The 18176-nt window shown below is 73.0% G+C and carries 17 protein-coding genes; 5 read left to right on the top strand and 12 right to left on the bottom strand.

Going from position 1 to position 18176, the window contains the following annotated elements; all coding sequences use genetic code 11:
• Positions 1-13: 13 nt before the first annotated feature.
• Both V1633_RS15800 and kdd read right to left on the bottom strand, forming a co-directional pair.
• Positions 14-1615, bottom strand: coding sequence for an amidohydrolase (locus V1633_RS15800; protein ID WP_407952032.1), 1602 nt, complete (start codon positions 1613-1615; stop codon positions 14-16).
• A gap of 43 nt (positions 1616-1658) precedes the next feature.
• Positions 1659-2699 carry an L-erythro-3,5-diaminohexanoate dehydrogenase gene (gene kdd, locus V1633_RS15795; RefSeq protein ID WP_407952031.1) on the bottom strand — a complete coding sequence of 347 codons (1041 nt, stop codon included), beginning with the start codon at positions 2697-2699 and terminating at the stop codon, positions 1659-1661.
• A gap of 178 nt (positions 2700-2877) precedes the next feature.
• Here kdd and V1633_RS15790 point away from each other — a divergent pair, with 178 nt between their 5' ends.
• Complete coding sequence (locus V1633_RS15790; RefSeq protein WP_331215064.1) at positions 2878-4314, top strand: KamA family radical SAM protein; 1437 nt, start codon at positions 2878-2880, stop codon at positions 4312-4314.
• Positions 4315-4323: 9 nt separating this feature from the next.
• Here the strand turns inward: V1633_RS15790 and V1633_RS15785 are convergent, their stop codons facing one another.
• Positions 4324-4518 (bottom strand): CsbD family protein, encoded by a 195-nt coding sequence (locus V1633_RS15785; RefSeq protein ID WP_331215063.1) that lies wholly within the window; start codon positions 4516-4518, stop codon positions 4324-4326.
• Between the two features lie 300 nt (positions 4519-4818).
• On the opposite strand from V1633_RS15785, the gene V1633_RS15780 reads away from it, so the two are divergent.
• Positions 4819-5430: a histidine phosphatase family protein gene (locus tag V1633_RS15780; protein WP_331215062.1), complete on the top strand. Its 612-nt coding sequence runs from the start codon at positions 4819-4821 to the stop codon at positions 5428-5430.
• Here V1633_RS15780 and V1633_RS15775 read toward each other — a convergent pair.
• The 3 genes from V1633_RS15775 to V1633_RS15765 form a co-directional block, all read right to left on the bottom strand.
• Positions 5360-5866, bottom strand: a complete 507-nt coding sequence (locus V1633_RS15775; protein WP_331215061.1) for an Lrp/AsnC family transcriptional regulator — start codon at positions 5864-5866, stop codon at positions 5360-5362. The genes V1633_RS15780 and V1633_RS15775 overlap by 71 nt on opposite strands.
• Positions 5867-6010: 144 nt before the next feature.
• Positions 6011-7174 carry an acyl-CoA dehydrogenase family protein gene (locus V1633_RS15770; RefSeq protein ID WP_331215060.1) on the bottom strand — a complete coding sequence of 388 codons (1164 nt, stop codon included), beginning with the start codon at positions 7172-7174 and terminating at the stop codon, positions 6011-6013.
• Positions 7171-8283: a M24 family metallopeptidase gene (locus V1633_RS15765; RefSeq protein ID WP_331215059.1), complete on the bottom strand. Its 1113-nt coding sequence runs from the start codon at positions 8281-8283 to the stop codon at positions 7171-7173. The genes V1633_RS15770 and V1633_RS15765 overlap by 4 nt, the downstream gene beginning before the upstream one ends.
• A 215-nt stretch (positions 8284-8498) precedes the next feature.
• Between V1633_RS15765 and V1633_RS15760 the strand changes: the two genes are divergently transcribed.
• On the top strand, positions 8499-9419 hold the full coding sequence (locus tag V1633_RS15760) for a 5'-3' exonuclease (RefSeq protein ID WP_331215058.1): 921 nt from the start codon (positions 8499-8501) through the stop codon (positions 9417-9419).
• Positions 9420-9533: 114 nt separating this feature from the next.
• Positions 9534-10478: an alpha/beta hydrolase gene (locus tag V1633_RS15755; protein WP_331215057.1), complete on the top strand. Its 945-nt coding sequence runs from the start codon at positions 9534-9536 to the stop codon at positions 10476-10478.
• A 72-nt stretch (positions 10479-10550) separates the two neighbouring features.
• Here the strand turns inward: V1633_RS15755 and V1633_RS15750 are convergent, their stop codons facing one another.
• On the bottom strand, positions 10551-13454 hold the full coding sequence (locus tag V1633_RS15750) for a DEAD/DEAH box helicase (protein ID WP_331215056.1): 2904 nt from the start codon (positions 13452-13454) through the stop codon (positions 10551-10553).
• A gap of 86 nt (positions 13455-13540) precedes the next feature.
• Here V1633_RS15750 and V1633_RS15745 point away from each other — a divergent pair, with 86 nt between their 5' ends.
• On the top strand, positions 13541-14314 hold the full coding sequence (locus tag V1633_RS15745) for an HAD family hydrolase (protein ID WP_407952021.1): 774 nt from the start codon (positions 13541-13543) through the stop codon (positions 14312-14314).
• Positions 14315-14419: 105 nt separating this feature from the next.
• On the opposite strand, the gene V1633_RS15740 is transcribed toward V1633_RS15745, so the two are convergent.
• The 5 genes from V1633_RS15740 to V1633_RS15720 all read right to left on the bottom strand — a co-directional run bounded on the left by V1633_RS15740 (position 14420) and on the right by V1633_RS15720 (position 18157).
• Positions 14420-15364, bottom strand: coding sequence for a diacylglycerol kinase family protein (locus tag V1633_RS15740; protein WP_331215055.1), 945 nt, complete (start codon positions 15362-15364; stop codon positions 14420-14422).
• Positions 15365-15453: 89 nt separating this feature from the next.
• On the bottom strand, positions 15454-16410 hold the full coding sequence (gene tatC / locus V1633_RS15735) for a twin-arginine translocase subunit TatC (protein WP_331215054.1): 957 nt from the start codon (positions 16408-16410) through the stop codon (positions 15454-15456).
• A gap of 15 nt (positions 16411-16425) precedes the next feature.
• Positions 16426-16716 carry a Sec-independent protein translocase subunit TatA gene (tatA, locus tag V1633_RS15730; protein WP_331215053.1) on the bottom strand — a complete coding sequence of 97 codons (291 nt, stop codon included), beginning with the start codon at positions 16714-16716 and terminating at the stop codon, positions 16426-16428.
• A 160-nt stretch (positions 16717-16876) separates the two neighbouring features.
• A complete protein-coding gene (locus V1633_RS15725; RefSeq protein WP_331215052.1) occupies positions 16877-17131 on the bottom strand; it encodes a hypothetical protein in 255 nt (84 codons plus the stop codon).
• A gap of 9 nt (positions 17132-17140) precedes the next feature.
• Entirely contained in the window at positions 17141-18157 is a 1017-nt protein-coding gene (locus tag V1633_RS15720; protein WP_331215051.1) for a helix-turn-helix transcriptional regulator, read from the bottom strand.
• Between the last annotated feature and the right edge of the window lie 19 nt (positions 18158-18176).

Raw genomic sequence — 18176 nt, 5'->3', positions numbered from 1 at the left:
ACCACCCCCAGACTCATCCGACACCGTCCTCGAAGATCACCGAACCGCGCAGCACCGTCCGCCGACACACCGGCAACGGCGTCGGATCATCCGGCCCCCGCACCTCCGGATCCGCCGCCACCAACACCGGCAGACCACCGTCCACCCCGGCCGGCGTCGACCACACCGCGAACGTCGCCGCCGCCCCCGGCGCCAACACCCCCTCCGCCGGCCCCCGACCCGCCGCACCACCCTCGAACCCGGTCGGCAACGCCCGCCAACCACCCCGGGTGTGCGCCGCGAACGCCGCCCGCACACTCAACCGCTGCACCGGACTGAAATGCGCCACCGCCGCCCGCACCGACCCCCACGGATCCAACGGCGTCACCGGCGAATCCGACCCGAAGGCCAACGTCACCCCCGTCGCGTGCATCGCCCCCATCGGATTCGACGCCAACGCCCGCTCCACCCCCAACCGCGACGCGTACATCCGCCGCTCACCACCCCACAGGCGGTCGAATGCCGGCTGCATGCTCGCCACGATCCCGAACTCGACAAACCCGGCGATCAACCGCTTGTTCATGATCTCCGCGTGCTCCACCCGGTGCCGGGCCGCCCGCAACCGCTCCACCCCGAGCCGCTCCGCCGCCAACCCGAACCCGGCCAGCACCGTCCCGATCGCCACGTCCCCGATCGCGTGGAACCCGCCCTGCAGCCCGTGCGCCGCACAGTCGACCAGGTGGTCCCGCACCTGCTCCGCCGACAGATAGCCGTGCCCACACGCACCCGGCTCCCCGTCGGCGTACGGCACCGACACATGCGCCGTACGCGCACCCAACGCCCCGTCCGCGAACAGATCACCACCAGCGCCGACGGCACCCAACTCCCTGGCCCGCGCCGCCCCCAGCAACTCGCCCCAGTAGCCGTACACCTCCGGACCGCCGTCACCCGACCGGGACAGCACCGCCGTGAAGTCCTCCTCACTGGAGATCTCCGGCCCGCCACACTCGTGCACCGCCGCGATCCCCAACGACGCCGCCCGCCGCAACGCCACCCCCTGCGCCGCCCGCCGCTGCACCGACGTCACCGAACCGAGCGCCACCTCCCGCACCACATGGTGGGCGTCCCGCCGCAACCACCCCGACACGTCGTAGCCCGGCATCCGCACCACCTCCGGCACCGCCGCCAGCAACGCCGACGAACACAACGCCGAATGCAGCGACGCCTGCGACAGGTACACCCGCCGACCCCCGGCCGCCCGATCCAGCTCCGCCGCATCCGGCACCCGCCGGTCCGACCAACCCGACTCGTCCCAGCCGTGCCCCAACACCACCGCGTCCACCGGCAGCCCCGCCGCGAACCCGGCCACCGCGTCCAGCACCTCCCGCGCCGAACCCGTCGCGGACAGATCCAGCCCCGACAACGCCAACCCGGTGTCGGTGGCATGCACATGGGCGTCCACGAACGCTGGCGTGACCAGCGCACCGTCCAACTCCACCACCCGGTCCGCCCCGGGCGCGTCGTCGTCGGCACCGAGCCAGGCGATCCGCCCGTCCCGGACCAGCAACGCCGTCGCCCGAGGGTCGGCGGGACAGTACAACCGCCCACCCCGGTACAGGGTCGAAGAAGCCGGCACGGTCGCCGAGGAGCCGATCGTCGTCGAGGGGTTCGTCATGGTCTCAGTCTGCCGCCAGCCGGTCCTCGAACAACCCACGCACTCCCGGGACCTGCCGCACCAACCCCAACGCGTACTCCGCGTGCCCGGGCACGTACCCGTTGCCGATCAGCATCGTCACGTCGGCCGCCAGACCCTCCGCCCCCAACGCCGCCGCGGCGAAACTCGTCGCCATCGAGAAGAACACCACCGTCCCGCCGGACGCGGTCGCCAACACCGCCCCGTGCTCGCACCCCGGCACGTCGACACAGACCACCGTGACGTCCGCCGGTCCGCCCAGCACCCCGGTCACCGCCGCCGCCAACCCCACCGGATCCCGCGCGTCGGCCAACACCACGTCCGACGCCACCCCGGCGGCCAGCAGCCGGTCCCGCTCCGCCGCCACCGGCACCACCCCGACCGTTCGACGGGCACCCGAGCGCGCCGCCGCCACCAGCGACAACGACCCGCTCTTGCCACCCCCGCCGAGCACCGCCACCGTCGGCGCGTCGTACCGGCGCACCGTGCGGGCGGTCAACGCCGGCGCGCCACAGACGTCCAGCACCGCCAGACTGAGCCGGGGGTCGAGATCGTCGGGCAGCACCGCCACGATGGACCGGGCGAACAGGATCGCGTGCCCGGCACACGGCACCTGCTCGCCACGCCCGTCCCAGCCGGCCAGGCCGTCGGTGACGACCAGCGGCGTCAGGGTCAGCGACACCAGCGTCGCCACCCGGTCCCCGGGCTTCACCGGCAACGGCGAGTCCGGCCCCACCTCGGCCACGACGCCGACCAGCATGCCCCCCGACCCGGTGACCGGATTGTGCATCTTGCCCCGGTCGCCGATGATGCCGAGAACCTCCGCCCGGACCGCCGCCCCATCCCCCGCGTGCTTCTCCGACAACTGCCGGAAGCTCGCCGCGTCCAGGTTCAGCCACTCGACCGCGACCCGCACCTCGTCGGACCGGATCACCGGAGACGGATCCAACCGGTACGCCGCCTGCGGCAGCACCCCGGCCGGCTCGACCACCCGGTGCAACCCGACCGGAGAGGAGAACGACTCCACGCCCACGGCCGCACCACCTCCCCTCACCGCACACGACCCGCACTCGTGATCAGCCGGCACTCCGCCAGCCATCGGCCCATACTGACGAAAAACTTACGGCAGAATATTTTCTCCACGGGAAATTTTCCAGTAGCGTTCGCAGCACGGTACCCGCGGCACGACAGTTGAGGAGGCCACCGTGACCCAGGCCGAACCCGCCACCACACTCCTCACACCTGACGACACGGCCCGCCCCACAACCACCCCGCCGACCACCGCCGGCGCCCCAGGCCAGCCGTACGAATACCGCCGCCGCCCACTCGTCGAACCCGACTGGACCCGCTTCCCGGGCTGGCGACAGGTCACCCGCGACCAGTGGGAATCCGCCCAGTGGCAACGCGCCAACTGCGTCAAGAACGTCCGCCAACTGCACGCCGTGCTCGGCGACACCATCGACGAGGACTGCTACGCCGACCTCACCGCCGACCAGACCGGACACGCCACCATGTCCATGCTGGTCCCACCCCAGATGATCAACACGATGGTGCCCGACGGACCGGTCACCGGCGACACCTTCCGCGCCGACCCGATCCGGCGCTACATGCTCCCGCTCGCCACCGACCGGCGCGCCGACTGGCCCTCCCACCCGTACGCCACCCGCGACTCACTGCACGAACACGACATGTGGGTCGCCGAGGGACTCACCCACCGCTACCCCACCAAGGTCCTCGCCGAACTGCTCGCCACCTGCCCGCAGTACTGCGGCCACTGCACCCGGATGGACCTCGTCGGCAACTCCACCCCGACCGTCGACAAACTCAAGCTCAGCCTCAAGCCCCTCGACCGGTACGACGCCCACATCGACTACCTCCGCACCCACCCCGAGGTACGCGACGTCGTCGTCTCCGGCGGAGACGTCGCCAACGTGCCCTGGCGGCACCTGGAGTCGTACCTGATGCGGCTACTCGGCACCGAGACCGTCCGCGACATCCGGCTCGCCACCAAGGCGCTGGCCGGCCTTCCACAGCACTGGCTCCAGGCCGAGGTGGTGGAGGGACTGGAGCGGGTCGCCCGGACCGCCGCCCGCCGTGGCGTCAACCTCGCCATCCACACCCACGTCAACCACGTCCAGTCGCTGACCCCGCTGGTCGCCAGGGCCGCACAGACCGCGCTCGAGGTCGGCGTCCGCGACGTACGCAACCAGGGGGTGCTGCTGCGGGGAGTGAACGCCACCGCTCCCGACCTGCTCGACCTCTGCTTCGCGCTGCAGGGCGAGGCGGGAATCCTGCCCTACTACTTCTACATGTGCGACATGATCCCGAACGCCGAACACTGGCGGGTCCCGGTCTGGCACGCCCAGCGGCTCCAGCACGACATGATGGGCTACCTGCCGGGTTACGCGACCCCGCGGATCGTCTGCGACGTGCCGTTCGTCGGCAAACGCTGGGTCCACATGCTCACCGAGTACGACCGGGAACGCGGCATCTCGTACTGGACGAAGAACTACCGCACGTCGATCGAGTCCGGAGACGAGACCGCGTTGGCGCGGCGCTACGCGTACTACGACCCGATCGACACCCTGCCCGAGGCCGGCCGGGCCTGGTGGGCCCGGCACGGCGCTCAGTCCGTCCACTAGGGACGTCGGTTACCGGTCGAACGTCTCCTTGGCGTTGCGTCCGGCTTCCTTCACGTGCTGCCCGGCCTGCTTCGCCTTGGCGTGCGACTGCTCCGAGGCTCCCTCGGAGCGCATCTGCTCGTTGTCCGAGCGGTCGCCCATCCGCTCCTTGGCGGCGCCCTTCAACTGCTCGGCCTTGTTCTTCATCTTGTCCATGGCACTCATGGCGCATCCACTCCTCACCTCGGCGCGCGGCCCCCTGCGGGGCCAGCTGATCCGTCAGTAGGTTGCCCTCCAACGAACGCCTGAAACCCGGCTAATACCGTCATCCGCCCTATTCGCCGCATTCTGCCGGGCCGTTGGGTGGGCCCCACCTTTCGTGGCCACCTGCTGTTCGGGTGGTGTGAGCCACTTCCGGTACGGCATCCTAGGATGCTAGTTCAGGCTGGGTCGCGGCCCCGGAACGGCAGGCGCCCGAGATTCCTCAGCACGGCGGGACCGGGGGTCGAGTGGTTGACTGGGGAGATGGCAGAGATCGTCCTCATCCGGCACGGGGAGACCACCTGGAGCGCCAGTCACCGGCACACGTCGTACACGGATCTGGAGCTGACCCCGGACGGCGAGCGACAGGCCCGGGAGGTGGCCGGCGCGGTCGGCGGCCGACGGTTCGCCGCCGTGCTCGCCAGCCCTCGGCGACGGGCCCTGCGCACCGCCGAGCTGGCCGGCCTCACCGTGACGGAGATCCTCGACGACCTCGCGGAGTGGAACTACGGCGGTTACGAGGGACGGACCACCGACCAGATCCGGCAGGAGCGGCCCGACTGGGTGCTCTGGACCGACGGCTGTCCGGACGGCGAGTCACCGGATCAGGTCGCCGAACGGCTCGACCGGGTCCTGGCCCGCGCCACCACGCTGCTGGAGACCGGCGACGTCGCCCTGGTCGGCCACGGGCACAGTCTGCGGGTGGCGGGGGCCCGGTGGATCGGGTTGCCGGCCAGCGGCGGTGGTCGACTGCGGCTGGACACCGCCACCGTCTCCGCGCTCGGCTACGAGCACGGCCGACCGGTCATCCTGCGCTGGAACTCGGCGGCTCACTCGTCAGCGGGCGGGGCCGGGACGCCTCCCGCGTCGCGCTGATCTTCGGAGGCCGACTCTCGTACGGCGTGGAGAGCACCACCGTGGTCCGGGTGGTGACGTTGGCCGCGGTACGAATCTCCTGCAGCAACCGCTCCAGGTCCACCGGACTCGCCACCCGCACCAGCAGCAGGTAGAAGTCCTCCCCCGCCACCGAGTAGCACGAGTCGATCTCGGGCAGGTGCGCCAACCGCTCCGGCGCGTCGTCCGGCTGTGAGGGGTCGAACGGCCGGATCGCGACGAACGCGCTCAGTGGCAGGTCGAGCGCCTCGTAGGAGACCCTGGCGGCGTACCCCCTGATCACCCCACGCTGCTCCAGCCGGCGGACCCGCTGGTGCACCGCGGAGACCGACAGCCCCACCCGTTCCGCAAGATCGGTGTACGACAGCCGCCCGTCGGCGGTCAACGCCGCGACGATGGCCCGATCGATCTCCTCCACGACGTGCAACCTACCGGAAGCGGGCCGTACCGCGAGCGGGGCGGACCGGCGGGACCGGTGTGGCCCCGACCGACGACCGGGCCCGCCGGCCGACGCCTCCACGGGCCGCCGACGGCGGCGTGACCGTCGGCGGCGGCAGGCCGGTCAGCGGGTCAGGGAGCGGGCGATGACCAGCCGCTGAATCTGGTTGGTCCCCTCGACGATCTGCAGCACCTTCGCCTCCCGGAAGTACCGCTCCACCGGGTGGTCCGCCACGTAACCGGCGCCGCCGAGCACCTGCACCGCCTCGGTGGCCACCCGCATCGCGGTGTCGGTGGCGAAGAGCTTCGCCTTCGCCGCCTCCGTCGAGTACGGCCGCCCGGCGTCCCGCAGCCGGGCCGCCGCCAGCATCAGCGCCCGGGCCGCCGCGACCTGGGTGGCCAGGTCGGCGAGGAGAAATCCGATGCCCTGGAACTCGATGACCGGGCGCCCGAACTGCTCCCGTTGCCGGGCGTAGTCGACGGCGTAGTCGAGTGCCGCCTGGGCCAGCCCGACCGCACAGGCGGCGATGCCGAGTCGCCCACTGTCCAACGCGGACATGGCGATCCGGAAACCGAATCCCTCCGCACCCACCAGGCGGTCGACCGGCACCCGGGCGTCGTCGAAGGCGATCTGCGCGATCGGCGAGGAGCGCAGTCCCATGGTGCGCTCCGGCTGCTGCGGCACGATCCCGGGCGTGCCGGCATCGGCGAGCAGGCAGGAGATGCCCCGGGGACCGGGCTCACCGGTGCGGCAGAAGATGTTGTAGAAGTCGGCGACGCCGGCGTGGGTGATCCAGGCCTTCGTGCCCGAGACGACGTACTCCTCGCCGTCCCGGGTCGCCCGGGTGGTCAACGCCGCCGCGTCCGAACCGCCCTGCGGCTCGGAGAGGCAGTACGCGCCGAGCAGTTCACCACCGATCATGTCCGGCAGCAGCTTGCGGACCTGGTCACCGCCGTGGGCGGCCACCGGGTAGCAGGAGAGGGTGTGCACGCTGACCGCCTCGGCGACGGCCAGCCAGCGGCTCGCGAGGATCTCCAGCACCTGCAGGTAGACCTCGTACGGCTGGGCCGCGCCGCCGTACTCCTCCGGGTACGGCAGGCCGAGCAGTCCGGCCCGGCCGAGGGTACGGACCAGGTCCCGGGGAAAGACGCCCCGGGTCTCGAAGTCGGCGACCCTCGGCGCGAGTTCCCCGTCGGCGATCTCGGTGACGAGGCCGAGCAGTTCGTGCGCCTCCTCGTTGGGCAGGATCCGCTCGACGGTCGGGCCACCCCGGTAACTCGCGTTCACAGCTGGACCAGCTCTCTGGAGACGGTGTTGAACCGCTGCGCCCCGTCCGGGGTACAGGCCACGATGTCCTCGATCCGGGCACCGTGCCGGCCGCCGAGATAGATGCCCGGCTCGATGGAGAACGCCATCCCCGCCTCCAGCGGCAGGTTGTTGCCGGCGACCAGGTACGGGTCCTCGTGGCCGTCCAGACCGATGCCGTGCCCGGTCCGGTGCAGGAACGCGGCACCGTATCCGGCGTCGGCGATCACCTCCCGGGCGACCGAGTCCACCGCCTCGGCGGTGACGCCGGGGCGTACCGCCCCGACGGCGGCCCGCTGCGCGGCGTGCAGCACCTGGTAGTACTCGGCGAAGTCCGGCGGTGGCGGGCCGATCACGTAGCACCGGGTGGCGTCCGAGCGGTAGCCGGAGGGCATCGTCCCGCCGATGTCGACCACCACCGGCTCGCCGACCCCGATCGGCCGGTCGGAGCTGCCGTGGTGCGGGCTGGCCCCGTTCGGACCGGCGGCCACGATGGTGAAGTCGGCGGTGGCGTGCCCGGCCTCCCGGATCGCCGCCGCGATGTCCGCCGCGACCTGGTTCTCGGTGCGGCCGGGACGCAGCCAGCGCGCCATCCGGGCGTGCACCGCGTCGATCGCGGCGCCCGCCTCGCGCAGCGCGTCCAGTTCGGCCGGTGACTTGCGCAGCCGCAGTGACCGGAGCACGTCGCCGGCCAGCCGCTGGGTGGTGTCGGGCAGGGCGGCGCGCAGTGCGAGGGCCTGCTCGGCCCACATCCGGTTGCCCAGGCCGACCGTCCGCACCGGCCCGTCGAGCGCCCGCACCACCAGCGGGTACGGGTCGCCGCCGTCCGGATGGTCGACGATCCGTACGCCGGTACGGGGCGCCGGGGAGGCCTCGGCGGCCGGCCGTTCCAGGGCCGGCACGACGAGGGTGGGCTCGCCGTACGCGGGCAGGACCAGCAGGGTGAGCCGTTCCTGCGCGTGGGCGTGGTAGCCGGTCAGGTAACGCAGATCGGAGCCGGGCGAGATGAGCAGGGCGTCCAGGCCAGCCTCGGCGGCGGCGCGCTGCGCGGCGGCCAGCCGCTGCGGCGGATAGAGGTCGTCGTAACCCACGTCACTAGCTTAACGGTCGTTCAAGGCCGGTACACCGTCGGTCCGGACGAATGGATCACCGAGGCACGGTCCGGTGGGCCATCGACGGAGGCGCCCGCCCGCCGGTGGGTCGTGGCGGGTTGGACAACGCCGCCACGGCACGCCGCCGAACCGGCGGGTCCGCCGCGCCGCCACCGGGATCGCCATCCCGGGTCGCGCTGTGCCAGGCTGTCCGGGTGAGCCACCGCCCGCTGCTCCTCATCGACGCACCCAGCCTCTACTTCCGGGCGTACTTCGGCATCCCGGAGTCCGCCGCCAGGGCACCCGACGGCACGCCGGTCAACGCGGTACGCGGCTTCCTGGACATGGTCACCACGCTGATCCGCACCCGCCGGCCGGACCGGCTGGTGTGCGCCCTGGACTACGACTGGCGACCCGCCTGGCGGGTGGCGCTGCTGCCCTCGTACAAGGCGCACCGGCTGGCCCCCGACGGCGGCGAGGTCGTCCCGGACACCCTCTCCCCCCAGGTGCCGCTCCTGCTGGACCTGCTCGCGGCGTTCGGCATACCGGCGATCGGCGCCGACGGCTACGAGGCCGACGACGTACTCGGCACCCTCGCCGCCCGCGAACCGGCACCGGTCGAGGTCGCCTCCGGAGACCGCGACCTGTTCCAGCTCATCGACGACGACCGGCCGGTCCGGCTGCTCTACTGCGGCAAGGGCGTGGCGAAACTGGAGGACTGCGACGACGCGGCGGTGCGGACCCGGTACGGCGTACCGGCCGCCGGCTACGCCGACTTCGCGGCGCTGCGCGGCGACCCCAGCGACGGCCTGCCCGGTGTGCCCGGAGTCGGGGAGAAGACCGCCGCCCGGCTGGTCGACCGGTACGGCAGCCTGGACGGCATCCTCGCCGCGCTGGACGATCCCACGTCCGGGTTCGCCCCGGGACTGCGGACCAAGCTCTCCGCCGCCCGCGACTACCTGGCGGTGGCACCGACCGTGGTCCGGGTGGCGCTGGACGTGCCGCTGCGCCCGCTGGACACCGCCCTGCCCGCCGCACCGGTCGACGCCGACCAGGTGCTCGCGCTCGCCGAGAAGTGGAACCTGGCCGGCCCGTGCCGGCGCCTGGTCGACGCCCTGGCGGAGAACGCCGGCTGAGCCACGACGTCCGCTGACCGCGGACAGTTCCCGACCGGACGGCCGGCGCCGGCTGCCGAACCACCTCACGCGCCCGCCCGTCGGGACTGGTCACCGCGCTGGCATGCTGTCGCGGTGGCAGACCTCGCAGACCAGCTCGCCGACGCCGAACTGGCCGCCCTCGTCGCGGCCAGCCGGGCCGTGACCGGCCCGACCACCCGGGAGCTGGGGCCCGCCGCGGTACGGCAGGCCCAGCGACGGCGGGTCCTGGCCGGCCCGACCGGACCCGAACCCGCCGTGGTCGAACAGTTCGACACGCCCGTCGGCGTCCCGGTACGCCTCTACCGCCCGGCGCGCCGGCCCCGCCCACTCGTGGTGTACGCGCACGGCGGCATGTGGACGATCGGTGACCTGGATTCGCACGACCGCGTCTGCCGCCGGCTCTGCCTCGAGGCGGACATCGCCGTGCTGGCCGTCGACTTCCGGCGGGCACCCGAGCATCCGTGGCCGGCCGCCGTCGAGGACGTGGTGGGCGTGCTCCGCTGGGCCTTCGCACACGCGGAGGAACTCGCGGTGGCGGACGACCGGATCGCCGTCGCGGGCGACAGCTCCGGTGGCAACCTGGCGGCGCTCGCCTGCCTGCGGCTGCACGCCGAGGGCGGCCCGCAGCCGACCGCCCAGGTCCTGGTCTACCCCAACACCGACCTGACGCTCAGCCTGCCGAGTGTCACGGAGAAGGCCACCGGCTGGGGCATCTCCACGGACGACATCGCCTGGGGTGCCGAGCTGTGGGTACCCGAACCAGGCCGGCGCGCCGACCCGGCGGTCAGCCCGTTGCACGCCCCGGAACTTGGCGGCCTGCCAGCGGCCCTGGTGGTCACCGCCGAACACGACCCGCTCCGGGACGAGGGCGAGGCGTACGCCGCACGGCTGGCCGCCGCCGGGGTACCGGTCCGACACCGCCGCGAGCCGGGCATGGTGCACGGCTTCCTCACCCTCGACGCCGTCTCGCCGGCCGCCGCCCGCGCCGGGCAACGCGTCTTCGCCGACATCGCCGAACTGCTCGACGCGCCCCGTTAGGCCGCCCGCGCGCCAGCCCGTCAGGCCGGCCTGGCCCGTCCGAACCGACCGGAGGGGCTTCCGCCCCACCGTTCAGAGGGCGCCGTGGTAGGCCAGTACGCCCCGGTTGATCGCCGCCATCGCCTGGCGCGCGGTGCCGCGCAGCTCGACGGAGGCACCTGCCGAATCGGCCACCTGCCCGAGCAGGTCCACCACCTGGCGGGCCCACCGGACGAAGTCGCCGGCCGGCATGTCGCCGTCCAGGTTGTGCCCGCTGGCCAGCACCTTGGCCAGCACCTCCCCCCGGGCCCAGCGGTAGACCGGCCAGGCGAAACCGAGATCCGGTTCGCGGGTCGCCTCCAGGCCCCGCGCCGCCTCGTCGGCCTCCAACTCGGCCCAGAGCGCCAGCGTCGCGTCCACCGCCGACTGGACCGCCCCCCGGGGCACCGAGGCCCGCTCGTCGCTGTCCCGGCGGGCCTCGTACACCACGACCGAGACCGCGGCGGCCAGCTCGGCCGGGGAGAGCCCGGCCCAGACGCCACGCCGCAGACACTCCGCGACCAGCAGGTCGGCCTCGGTCCAGATCCGGCCCAGCATCCGCCCCGCCTCGGTCACCTCACCGTCCTCGGACAGGTAGCCCCGGGCGGTGAGGATGCCGCAGACCCGGTCGAAGGTACGGGTCAGCGAACCGGTCCGGCCGGCCACCTTCTGCCGCAGCTCGGTGGTGTCCTGCTCCAGGCGACGCCGCCGCTCCGCCCAGCGGGCGTGCTCCTCCCGGTCCGGGCAGGCGTGGCAGGGATGCCGGCGCAGCTCGGCACGGAGCTGGGTGAGCCGGTCGTCGTCACCGCCGCCGCCCCGGGAGCGGCCGCCGCGCCGGCCCGCGTGCCGGTCCAACCCGGTGCCGCTCACCGCCGCCGCCAGGTCCCGCCGGGCCGCCGGTGACCGGTGGTTGAAGTGCTTCGGGACGCGGATCCGGGCCAGTACCTCGGCGGGCGTGGTGAAGTCACCGGAGGTGACCCGCCCCGCCCACCGGTCCTGGGTGAGCACCAGCGGACGGGGCTCGCCGAAACCACCGACACCCGGGTCGAGCACCACCGCCAGACCGGCCCGGCGGCCCGACGGCACCCGGATCACGTCACCGACCCGGAGCCGTTCCAGCGACTCCACCGCCGCCGCCCGCCGCTGGTTCTGCCCCTGCCGGGCCAGGGTCCGCTCCCGGTCGGCGATCGCCAGCCGCAGCCCGAAGTACTCGTCGAAGTCGCCGTGGTGACAGCGGACCTCGGCCCCGTACGCCTCGATGGTCTCGACGTTGCGCTGCACCTGCCGGGCCAGGCCGACCACCGACCGGTCCGCCTGGAACTGCGCGAACGACGACTCCAGCAACTCCCGCGCCGGCGCGGCGCCGACCGAACCGACCAGGTTGACCGCCATGTTGTACGACGGCCGGAAGCTGGACCGCAGCGGATAGGTACGCGTCGACGCGAGCCCGGCCACGTGCCGGGGATCGACCTCCGGCGACCAGACGACCACCGCGTGTCCCTCGACGTCGATGCCCCGCCGACCGGCCCGACCGGTCAACTGGGTGTACTCCCCCGGCGTCAGGTCGACGTGCGCCTCGCCGTTGAACTTCACCAGCCGTTCCAGCACCACGCACCGGGCCGGCATGTTGATGCCGAGCGCCAGTGTCTCGGTGGCGAAGACCGCCTTCACCAGGCCCCGGACGAAAAGTTCCTCGACGACCTCCTTGAACGCCGGCAGCATGCCCGCGTGGTGGGCGGCGAGGCCCCGCTCCAGGCCGTCGAGCCACTCCCAGTAGCCGAGCACCGCCAGGTCCTCGCCCGGCACGCTGGTGATCCGGCTCTCCACCACCCGGCGGATCTCGGCCCGCTCCTCCGGGCTGGTCAGCCGCAGACCGGCGGCGAGGCACTGCTGGACGGCGGTGTCGCAGCCGGCGCGACTGAAGATGAACAGGATCGCCGGCAGCAGGCCCTCCCGGTCGAGGCGCTCGACGATGTCGGCCCGCAGCGGCCCCCGCCACCGTGGTCCCCGACCGCCCCGGCTGCCCCAGCCCGGGCCGCCGGAGGCCCGGTCCCCGAGCTCCAGCCGGCGCAGCAACTCGCGGGTGTAGCGCAGCAGCTCCGGGTGCACGTCGTGTTTACGGGCCGCGTCCGCGTCGTGGAACAGGTCGAACATCCGTCGGTTGACCAGCATGTGCTGCCAGAGCGGCACCGGCCGGTGCTCGCTGACCACCACCTCGGTCTCGCCGCGTACGGTGACCAGCCAGTCGGCGAACTCCTCGGCGTTGGAGACGGTCGCCGACAGCGACACCAGGGTCACCGACTCGGGCAGGTGGATGATCACCTCTTCCCACACCCCGCCGCGGAACCGGTCGGCCAGGTAGTGCACCTCGTCCATCACCACGTAGGCGAGGCCGTCCAGGCTCGACGAGCCGGCGTAGAGCATGTTCCGCAGCACCTCGGTGGTCATCACCACCACCGGCGCGTCGCCGTTGATCGCGTTGTCCCCGGTCAGCAGGCCGACCATGTCCGAGCCGTACCGGTCCACCAGGTCGTGGTACTTCTGGTTGGACAGCGCCTTGATCGGCGTGGTGTAGAAGCACTTGCGGACCAGGCCACCAGGGTCCCGTTCGGTCGCGCCCGCGACGGCGACCCCGGCCGAGGCGGACGCGGCCGGCTCCGTCGCACCGCCGTCCGGCGCCGTCGCACCGGCCGTTCCCGCCGCCGGCCGGCCCGGGGCGGCTCCCGGACCGCCCCGCAACGCCAGGTGTACGGCGAACTCGCCGACGACGGTCTTACCGGCGCCGGTCGGGGCACAGACCAGGACACCACTGCCCCGTTCCAGCGCCTGGCACGCCGCACGCTGGAAGTCGTCGAGATCAAACCCCAGTTGCTGGGCGAACTCGTCAAGCGCGGGAAACATGTTGGCCTGCGCGGCCCGGCGGCGCGCCGCGGCGTACCGCTCGGCGGGGCTCGACATACCGCCAAGATTAATGCGTACCGCGTGGCCGTACCCCGGCAGGCCGTAGAGCGGGCTGTCCGGAGCAGGTCGGTAGGGTGCACCACGTGCCGGATCATGCCGAACCGCCCAAGCCACGTACGTCGAGCGGAACCTCCGGTTCCGCTGCCCGGAAGCCGTTCCGGCGGCCGGTCGACGCGGTGCTCTTCGACTTCCATGGCACTCTCGCCCAGGTGGAGGACCCGGTCGGGTGGGTCCAGGCCGCCGCGGCGGAGTGCGGGGCGACGCTGGACCGCGCCCGCGCCACCGGGTTGGCCGACCGGCTCGTCGCCGCCGGTCGACCGGGCGGTCCGTTGCCGGCCCGGGTACCGCCGCACCTGGCCGAGGTGTGGGCGGAACGGGACCTCTACCCGCCCGCCCACCGGGCCGCGTACGTCGGGCTCGCCGCCACCGTCGACACCGGCGTGGACGGGCTCCCCGAGGCCCTCTACGAGCGCCTGCTCAGCCCGGACGGCTGGCTGCCGTACCCGGACACCGTGGCGACCCTGCGTGCTCTCCGGACCGCCCGGATCCCGGTCGCGGTGGTCAGCAACATCGGCTTCGACCCCCGGCCCCACCTCGCGGCCTGGGAACTCACCGACCTGATCGACGCGGTGGTCCTCTCCTACGAGGTGGGCCGCTGCAAACCCGACCCGGCGATCTTCTACCGCGCCTGCGGCATGCTCGGCGTCGATCCGGAACGGGCCCTGATGGTCGGCGACACCCCGGCCGACGCCGGGGCGGTACGGGCCGGGTGCGCCGCGCTGGTGCTGCCGGCGGCCGAGGCGGGACAGCCCAACGGCCTCGCCGCCGTACTCGACCTGGCCGTCACCGGCGACTGACCACGCCGTCGCTCCCGGACCGGTCGGACGGGGGCCAGCGGCTCGGTCGGGCGGCCCGCGCACACCGCAGACGGAACGCCGCCGACCGGCCGGACAGTGGTCGGCTCAGCGGAGCAGACGTACCGCGCCGGGCACCGCGGTCACCGTCACCGGCAGTGGCAGGGCCCGCTCGCCGTCGGCGTAGCCGACGATCCCCTCGGCGGAGATCTCCACCGTCCGAGCCCGGTGACTGTGCACCATCGGGTGCGTGACGTGGGTGCCCCGGTGGACCCGGGGCTTGATCCGGGCCAGGGTGGCCCGGCCGACCGCCCCGGCGTACACCACGTCGAGCAGCCCGTCGGTCGGGTCGGCGGCCGGGCAGATCCGCATCCCGCCGCCGTAGCTCGGACAGTTGCCGACCGCGACCAGCACGCCGTCGAACTCCTGGGTCACCCCGTCCAGCCGCAGCGTGTAGTGCCGGGGCCGGAGCCGGGCCAGTTCGACCAGGATCGCCAGGTCGTAGCGGCCCCGGCCGCGCGGCCACGACATCCGGTTCGCCCGCTCGTTGACGAGCGCGTCGAACCCGGCGGCGAGCACCGCGCCGAACCACCGGACGGTGCCGTCGGCGGCGGTCATCCGGGCCAGGTCCGCCGGGCGGGTCCGGCCGGCGGCGACCGCGGCGGCGATCACGTCGACGGCGGCGGTCGGATCGGCGGGAAAACCGGTGCTGACCGCGAAGTCGTTGCCGGTTCCGGCGGGTACCGGGCCGAAGGCGACGGCGGTGTCGGCGACCGCCTGGAGCCCCAGGGTGACCGTGCCGTCACCGCCGACCGTCACCAGCGCGGCGGCGCCCTCGGCGACGGCGCTCAGACACGCCGCCCGGGCCTGTTCGGCGGTGGCGGCCGGGAGCAGTTCGACCGGTCGGCCCGCCGCGCCGAGCCGGTCGAGCACGATCGGCAGCAGGCCCCGGTGCCGTCCCCGGCCGGCGGTGGGGTTGGCCAGCACCGCCAGGTGCCCGTCGGACAGCCCGGTACCCGGAGCGGACCCGGAGAGCCGATCATTCGCGGTCACGGCGAGCACCGTACCGCCAGCGGGGCGGAACCGACAGAGCCGACCTGGGCAGCTGCCCGGGTCGGCTCTGTCGGGTGTACGGAGACCGGTCAGGTCACGTCGTCGTAGCCCCGGTCGATCGGCTTCGGCCTGGCGACGGGTTCCGGAGCGGCGATCGGCGCGACGGTCTCGATCCGCTCGCCGGCGGTGACCGGCTCCGGCGCGAGGTCCAGCGGGGAGATCTCGTCGTCGTCGATTCCGGCGTAGATCTCCTTGCCCCGGCCCTTGCGCCGGTCGTTGATGAACGCGACGCCGACGGCGACGAAGTACAGCAGCGACAGCGAGAGGGCGAGCAGGGTCATGCCGAACGGACCCGGGTCCGGGGTGGCGATCGCCGCGAAGGCGAAGCTCAGGAAGACGATCACCCGCCACCAGCTCAGCAGCCGGCGGGCGGTGACCACACCGGTGAAGTTGAGCATCAGCAGCAGCAGCGGAAACTCGAATCCCAGGCCGAACAGCAGGATCATGTTCGTGACGAAGGCGATGTACCGGCCCATCTCGAGCCCGGAGGAGAGGTCGCCCACGCCGGCCTCGATCAGGAACGCCAGGCCCCGGTCGACCACGATGTACGCCAGCGTCGCCCCGGCCGCGAAGAGCGGCACCGAGATCGCGACGAAGACGTACGCCCACTTGCGCTCGTGCCGGTGCAGGCCCGGCGCGACGAACGCCCAGAGCTGGTAGAGCCAGACCGGGGCGCCGACCACGATGCCGACCCAGAGCGCCAGCTTCAGCTTGAGGACCAGACCGTCGGTGGGCCCCAGCATCAGCAGCTGCTTGCAGGCTCCGGTCGTCGCGTCGACGGAGCCGTCCAACCGGCAGTACGGCTGCCGGAGGATGTTGTAGACCGGCTCGGCGAGGAACCACCCGACGATCAGGCCGGCGAGCAGGCCGAGCGAGGCCCAGAACAGTCGGTTACGGAGCTCCCGGAGATGCTCGACCAACGTCATCGAGCCGTCGGCGGCCCGCTCGAACTTGTTCGGACCGCGTCGGCGCAGTGCGATGCGCACGGCGAGAAACCCCGGTCAGTTGTCGCGGACGTGCTGCACCGGGTTCGGTGCCGGCGCCGGCGCCGCGGGCGGGTGGACGCTGGTCGGGTGTACCGTCGAGTCCCCCGGGAGCGGCTGCCGAGCGGCCTGCGCGTCCGCCTTCTCCGCCAGGTCCTTGTCGTCGTCGGCGAGGCTCTTGGTCTCCGCCTTGATGATGCGCAGCGAACGGCCGAGCGAGCGGGCCGCGTCAGGGAGCCGCTTCGCGCCGAACAGCAGGACGAGCACCGCCACGAGTACGAAGATGTGCCACGGCTTCAGGGCGCTCATGGAGACTCCAGTTCAATTTCTTGTCCAGCAGAGGGGTGGTGTCCTGGCCCATCGTACGTGTGCCGAAGGCCACCGCCACCCGCCAGGTTGACATGTTTCCGGCCAGAATGGTGAAGTCTTGACCAACGGCAGCCGTCCGTCAACTGGTCGATCGCGGTGCTCAGGCCCGCTTGCCGCGCCGGGACTGGATCACTTCCACCCGCCGCTGCACCGTCTCGATCTGCTGCTGCAGTTCCTCCGCCCGCTGTTGCAGGGTCGTCGCGACCCGCTGCAGGTTCTCGGCCTGCTCCTGCCTGCCCTGCAGGGCCAGCGCGGCACGGCGCAGCCGGGGCAGCCGGGTCAGTACCCGCCGGGCGGCCAGCGCCAGCACGAACAGGCCGAGCAGCACCGCTGCCAGCACGATCCACTTCACCACGCGGTCAGCCTAGCGGCTCGTCGTACCGCCTGCCGGTTCGGCGTAGGCGTCCAACGCGGCCGCCGCCTGGTCGCGTACCTCCTCGGCGAGTTCGGGCGGGGAGACCACGGTGACCTCCGGTCCGAGGCCGAGTACGAAGCGTCGCGCCCAGTCCAGGTCGGTCACCCGGAGCGAGACCAGCCACTCCCGGCCCGAGCCGGCACCCGCGCCGGGATCCGGCTCGACCCGCTCGCACGGGTAGTACTCGGTGATCCACCGCGCGGAGCGGCCGACCCGCAGGGTCACCAACGGCAGGTCCGCCGAGGGACTGAAGATCCCGGCGCTCAGGTCGTGCAGTTGGGCCTGCGGCGGCGGCGCTGCCGGCTCGTCCAGTTCGACGAGGTCGTCGATCCGGTCGGCGCGGAACATCCGGACCGACTCCGCCCGGCGGCACCACGCCTCGAGGTAGGCGTGGCCGCTGACCATCGACACCCGGATCGGGTCCACGGTCCGCTCGGTGGTCTCGTCCCGGGCCGCCGTGTAGTAGGTGATCCGCAGCGCCCGCCGCCGGCCCACCGCGCCGCGCAACGCCTCCACCCGGTCACCGTCACCGGGCAGTCGGACCGCAACCGGTGCGCCGGCGTGTTCGCCGGCCGCGCTTTCGATCTTGGCCAGGGCCCGCTCGACCGCGTCCCGGTTGGCGATGCCGGGCGTCTCGACGAGCATCCGCAACGCGACCACCAGGGCGAGCGCCTCGTCGGGGGTGAGCCGCAGCGGGCGGTCGATGCCGGCGTCGTAGGTGATGGTGACCCGGTCACCGTCGAAGGCCATGTCGATCAGGTCGCCCGGGCCGTAGCCGGGCAGCCCGCAGACCCAGAGCAGTTCCAGGTCCTCCCGCAGCTGCCGCTCGGTCACCCCGAGGTCGGCCGCCGCCTCGGCCACCGCGATGCCGGGCCGGGCCAGCAGGTACGGAACCAGGTTGAGCAGCCGGGCCAGCCGGTCCGCCGAGGCCCGGGATCCACCGGACCGTTGCGCCGGACGGGTCACGGCGGCACCTCCTTCGGTC

The sequence above is a fragment of the Plantactinospora sonchi genome (assembly GCF_036422035.1).
Lineage (GTDB): Bacteria > Actinomycetota > Actinomycetes > Mycobacteriales > Micromonosporaceae > Plantactinospora > Plantactinospora sonchi.
The sequence above is the reverse complement of the archived record's forward strand: the minus strand, read 5'-3'. Positions and strand labels throughout refer to the sequence as shown.

What these genes read in the sequence shown, in the direction of transcription:
- V1633_RS15785 (WP_331215063.1), bottom strand. Translation starts at nt 4,518, where the DNA reads ATGAGTGCCATGGACAAGATGAAGAACAAGGCCGAGCAGTTGAAGGGC.
- V1633_RS15780 (WP_331215062.1), top strand. Translation starts at nt 4,819, where the DNA reads ATGGCAGAGATCGTCCTCATCCGGCACGGGGAGACCACCTGGAGCGCC.
- V1633_RS15750 (WP_331215056.1), bottom strand. Translation starts at nt 13,454, where the DNA reads ATGTCGAGCCCCGCCGAGCGGTACGCCGCGGCGCGCCGCCGGGCCGCG.
- tatA (WP_331215053.1), bottom strand. Translation starts at nt 16,716, where the DNA reads ATGAGCGCCCTGAAGCCGTGGCACATCTTCGTACTCGTGGCGGTGCTC.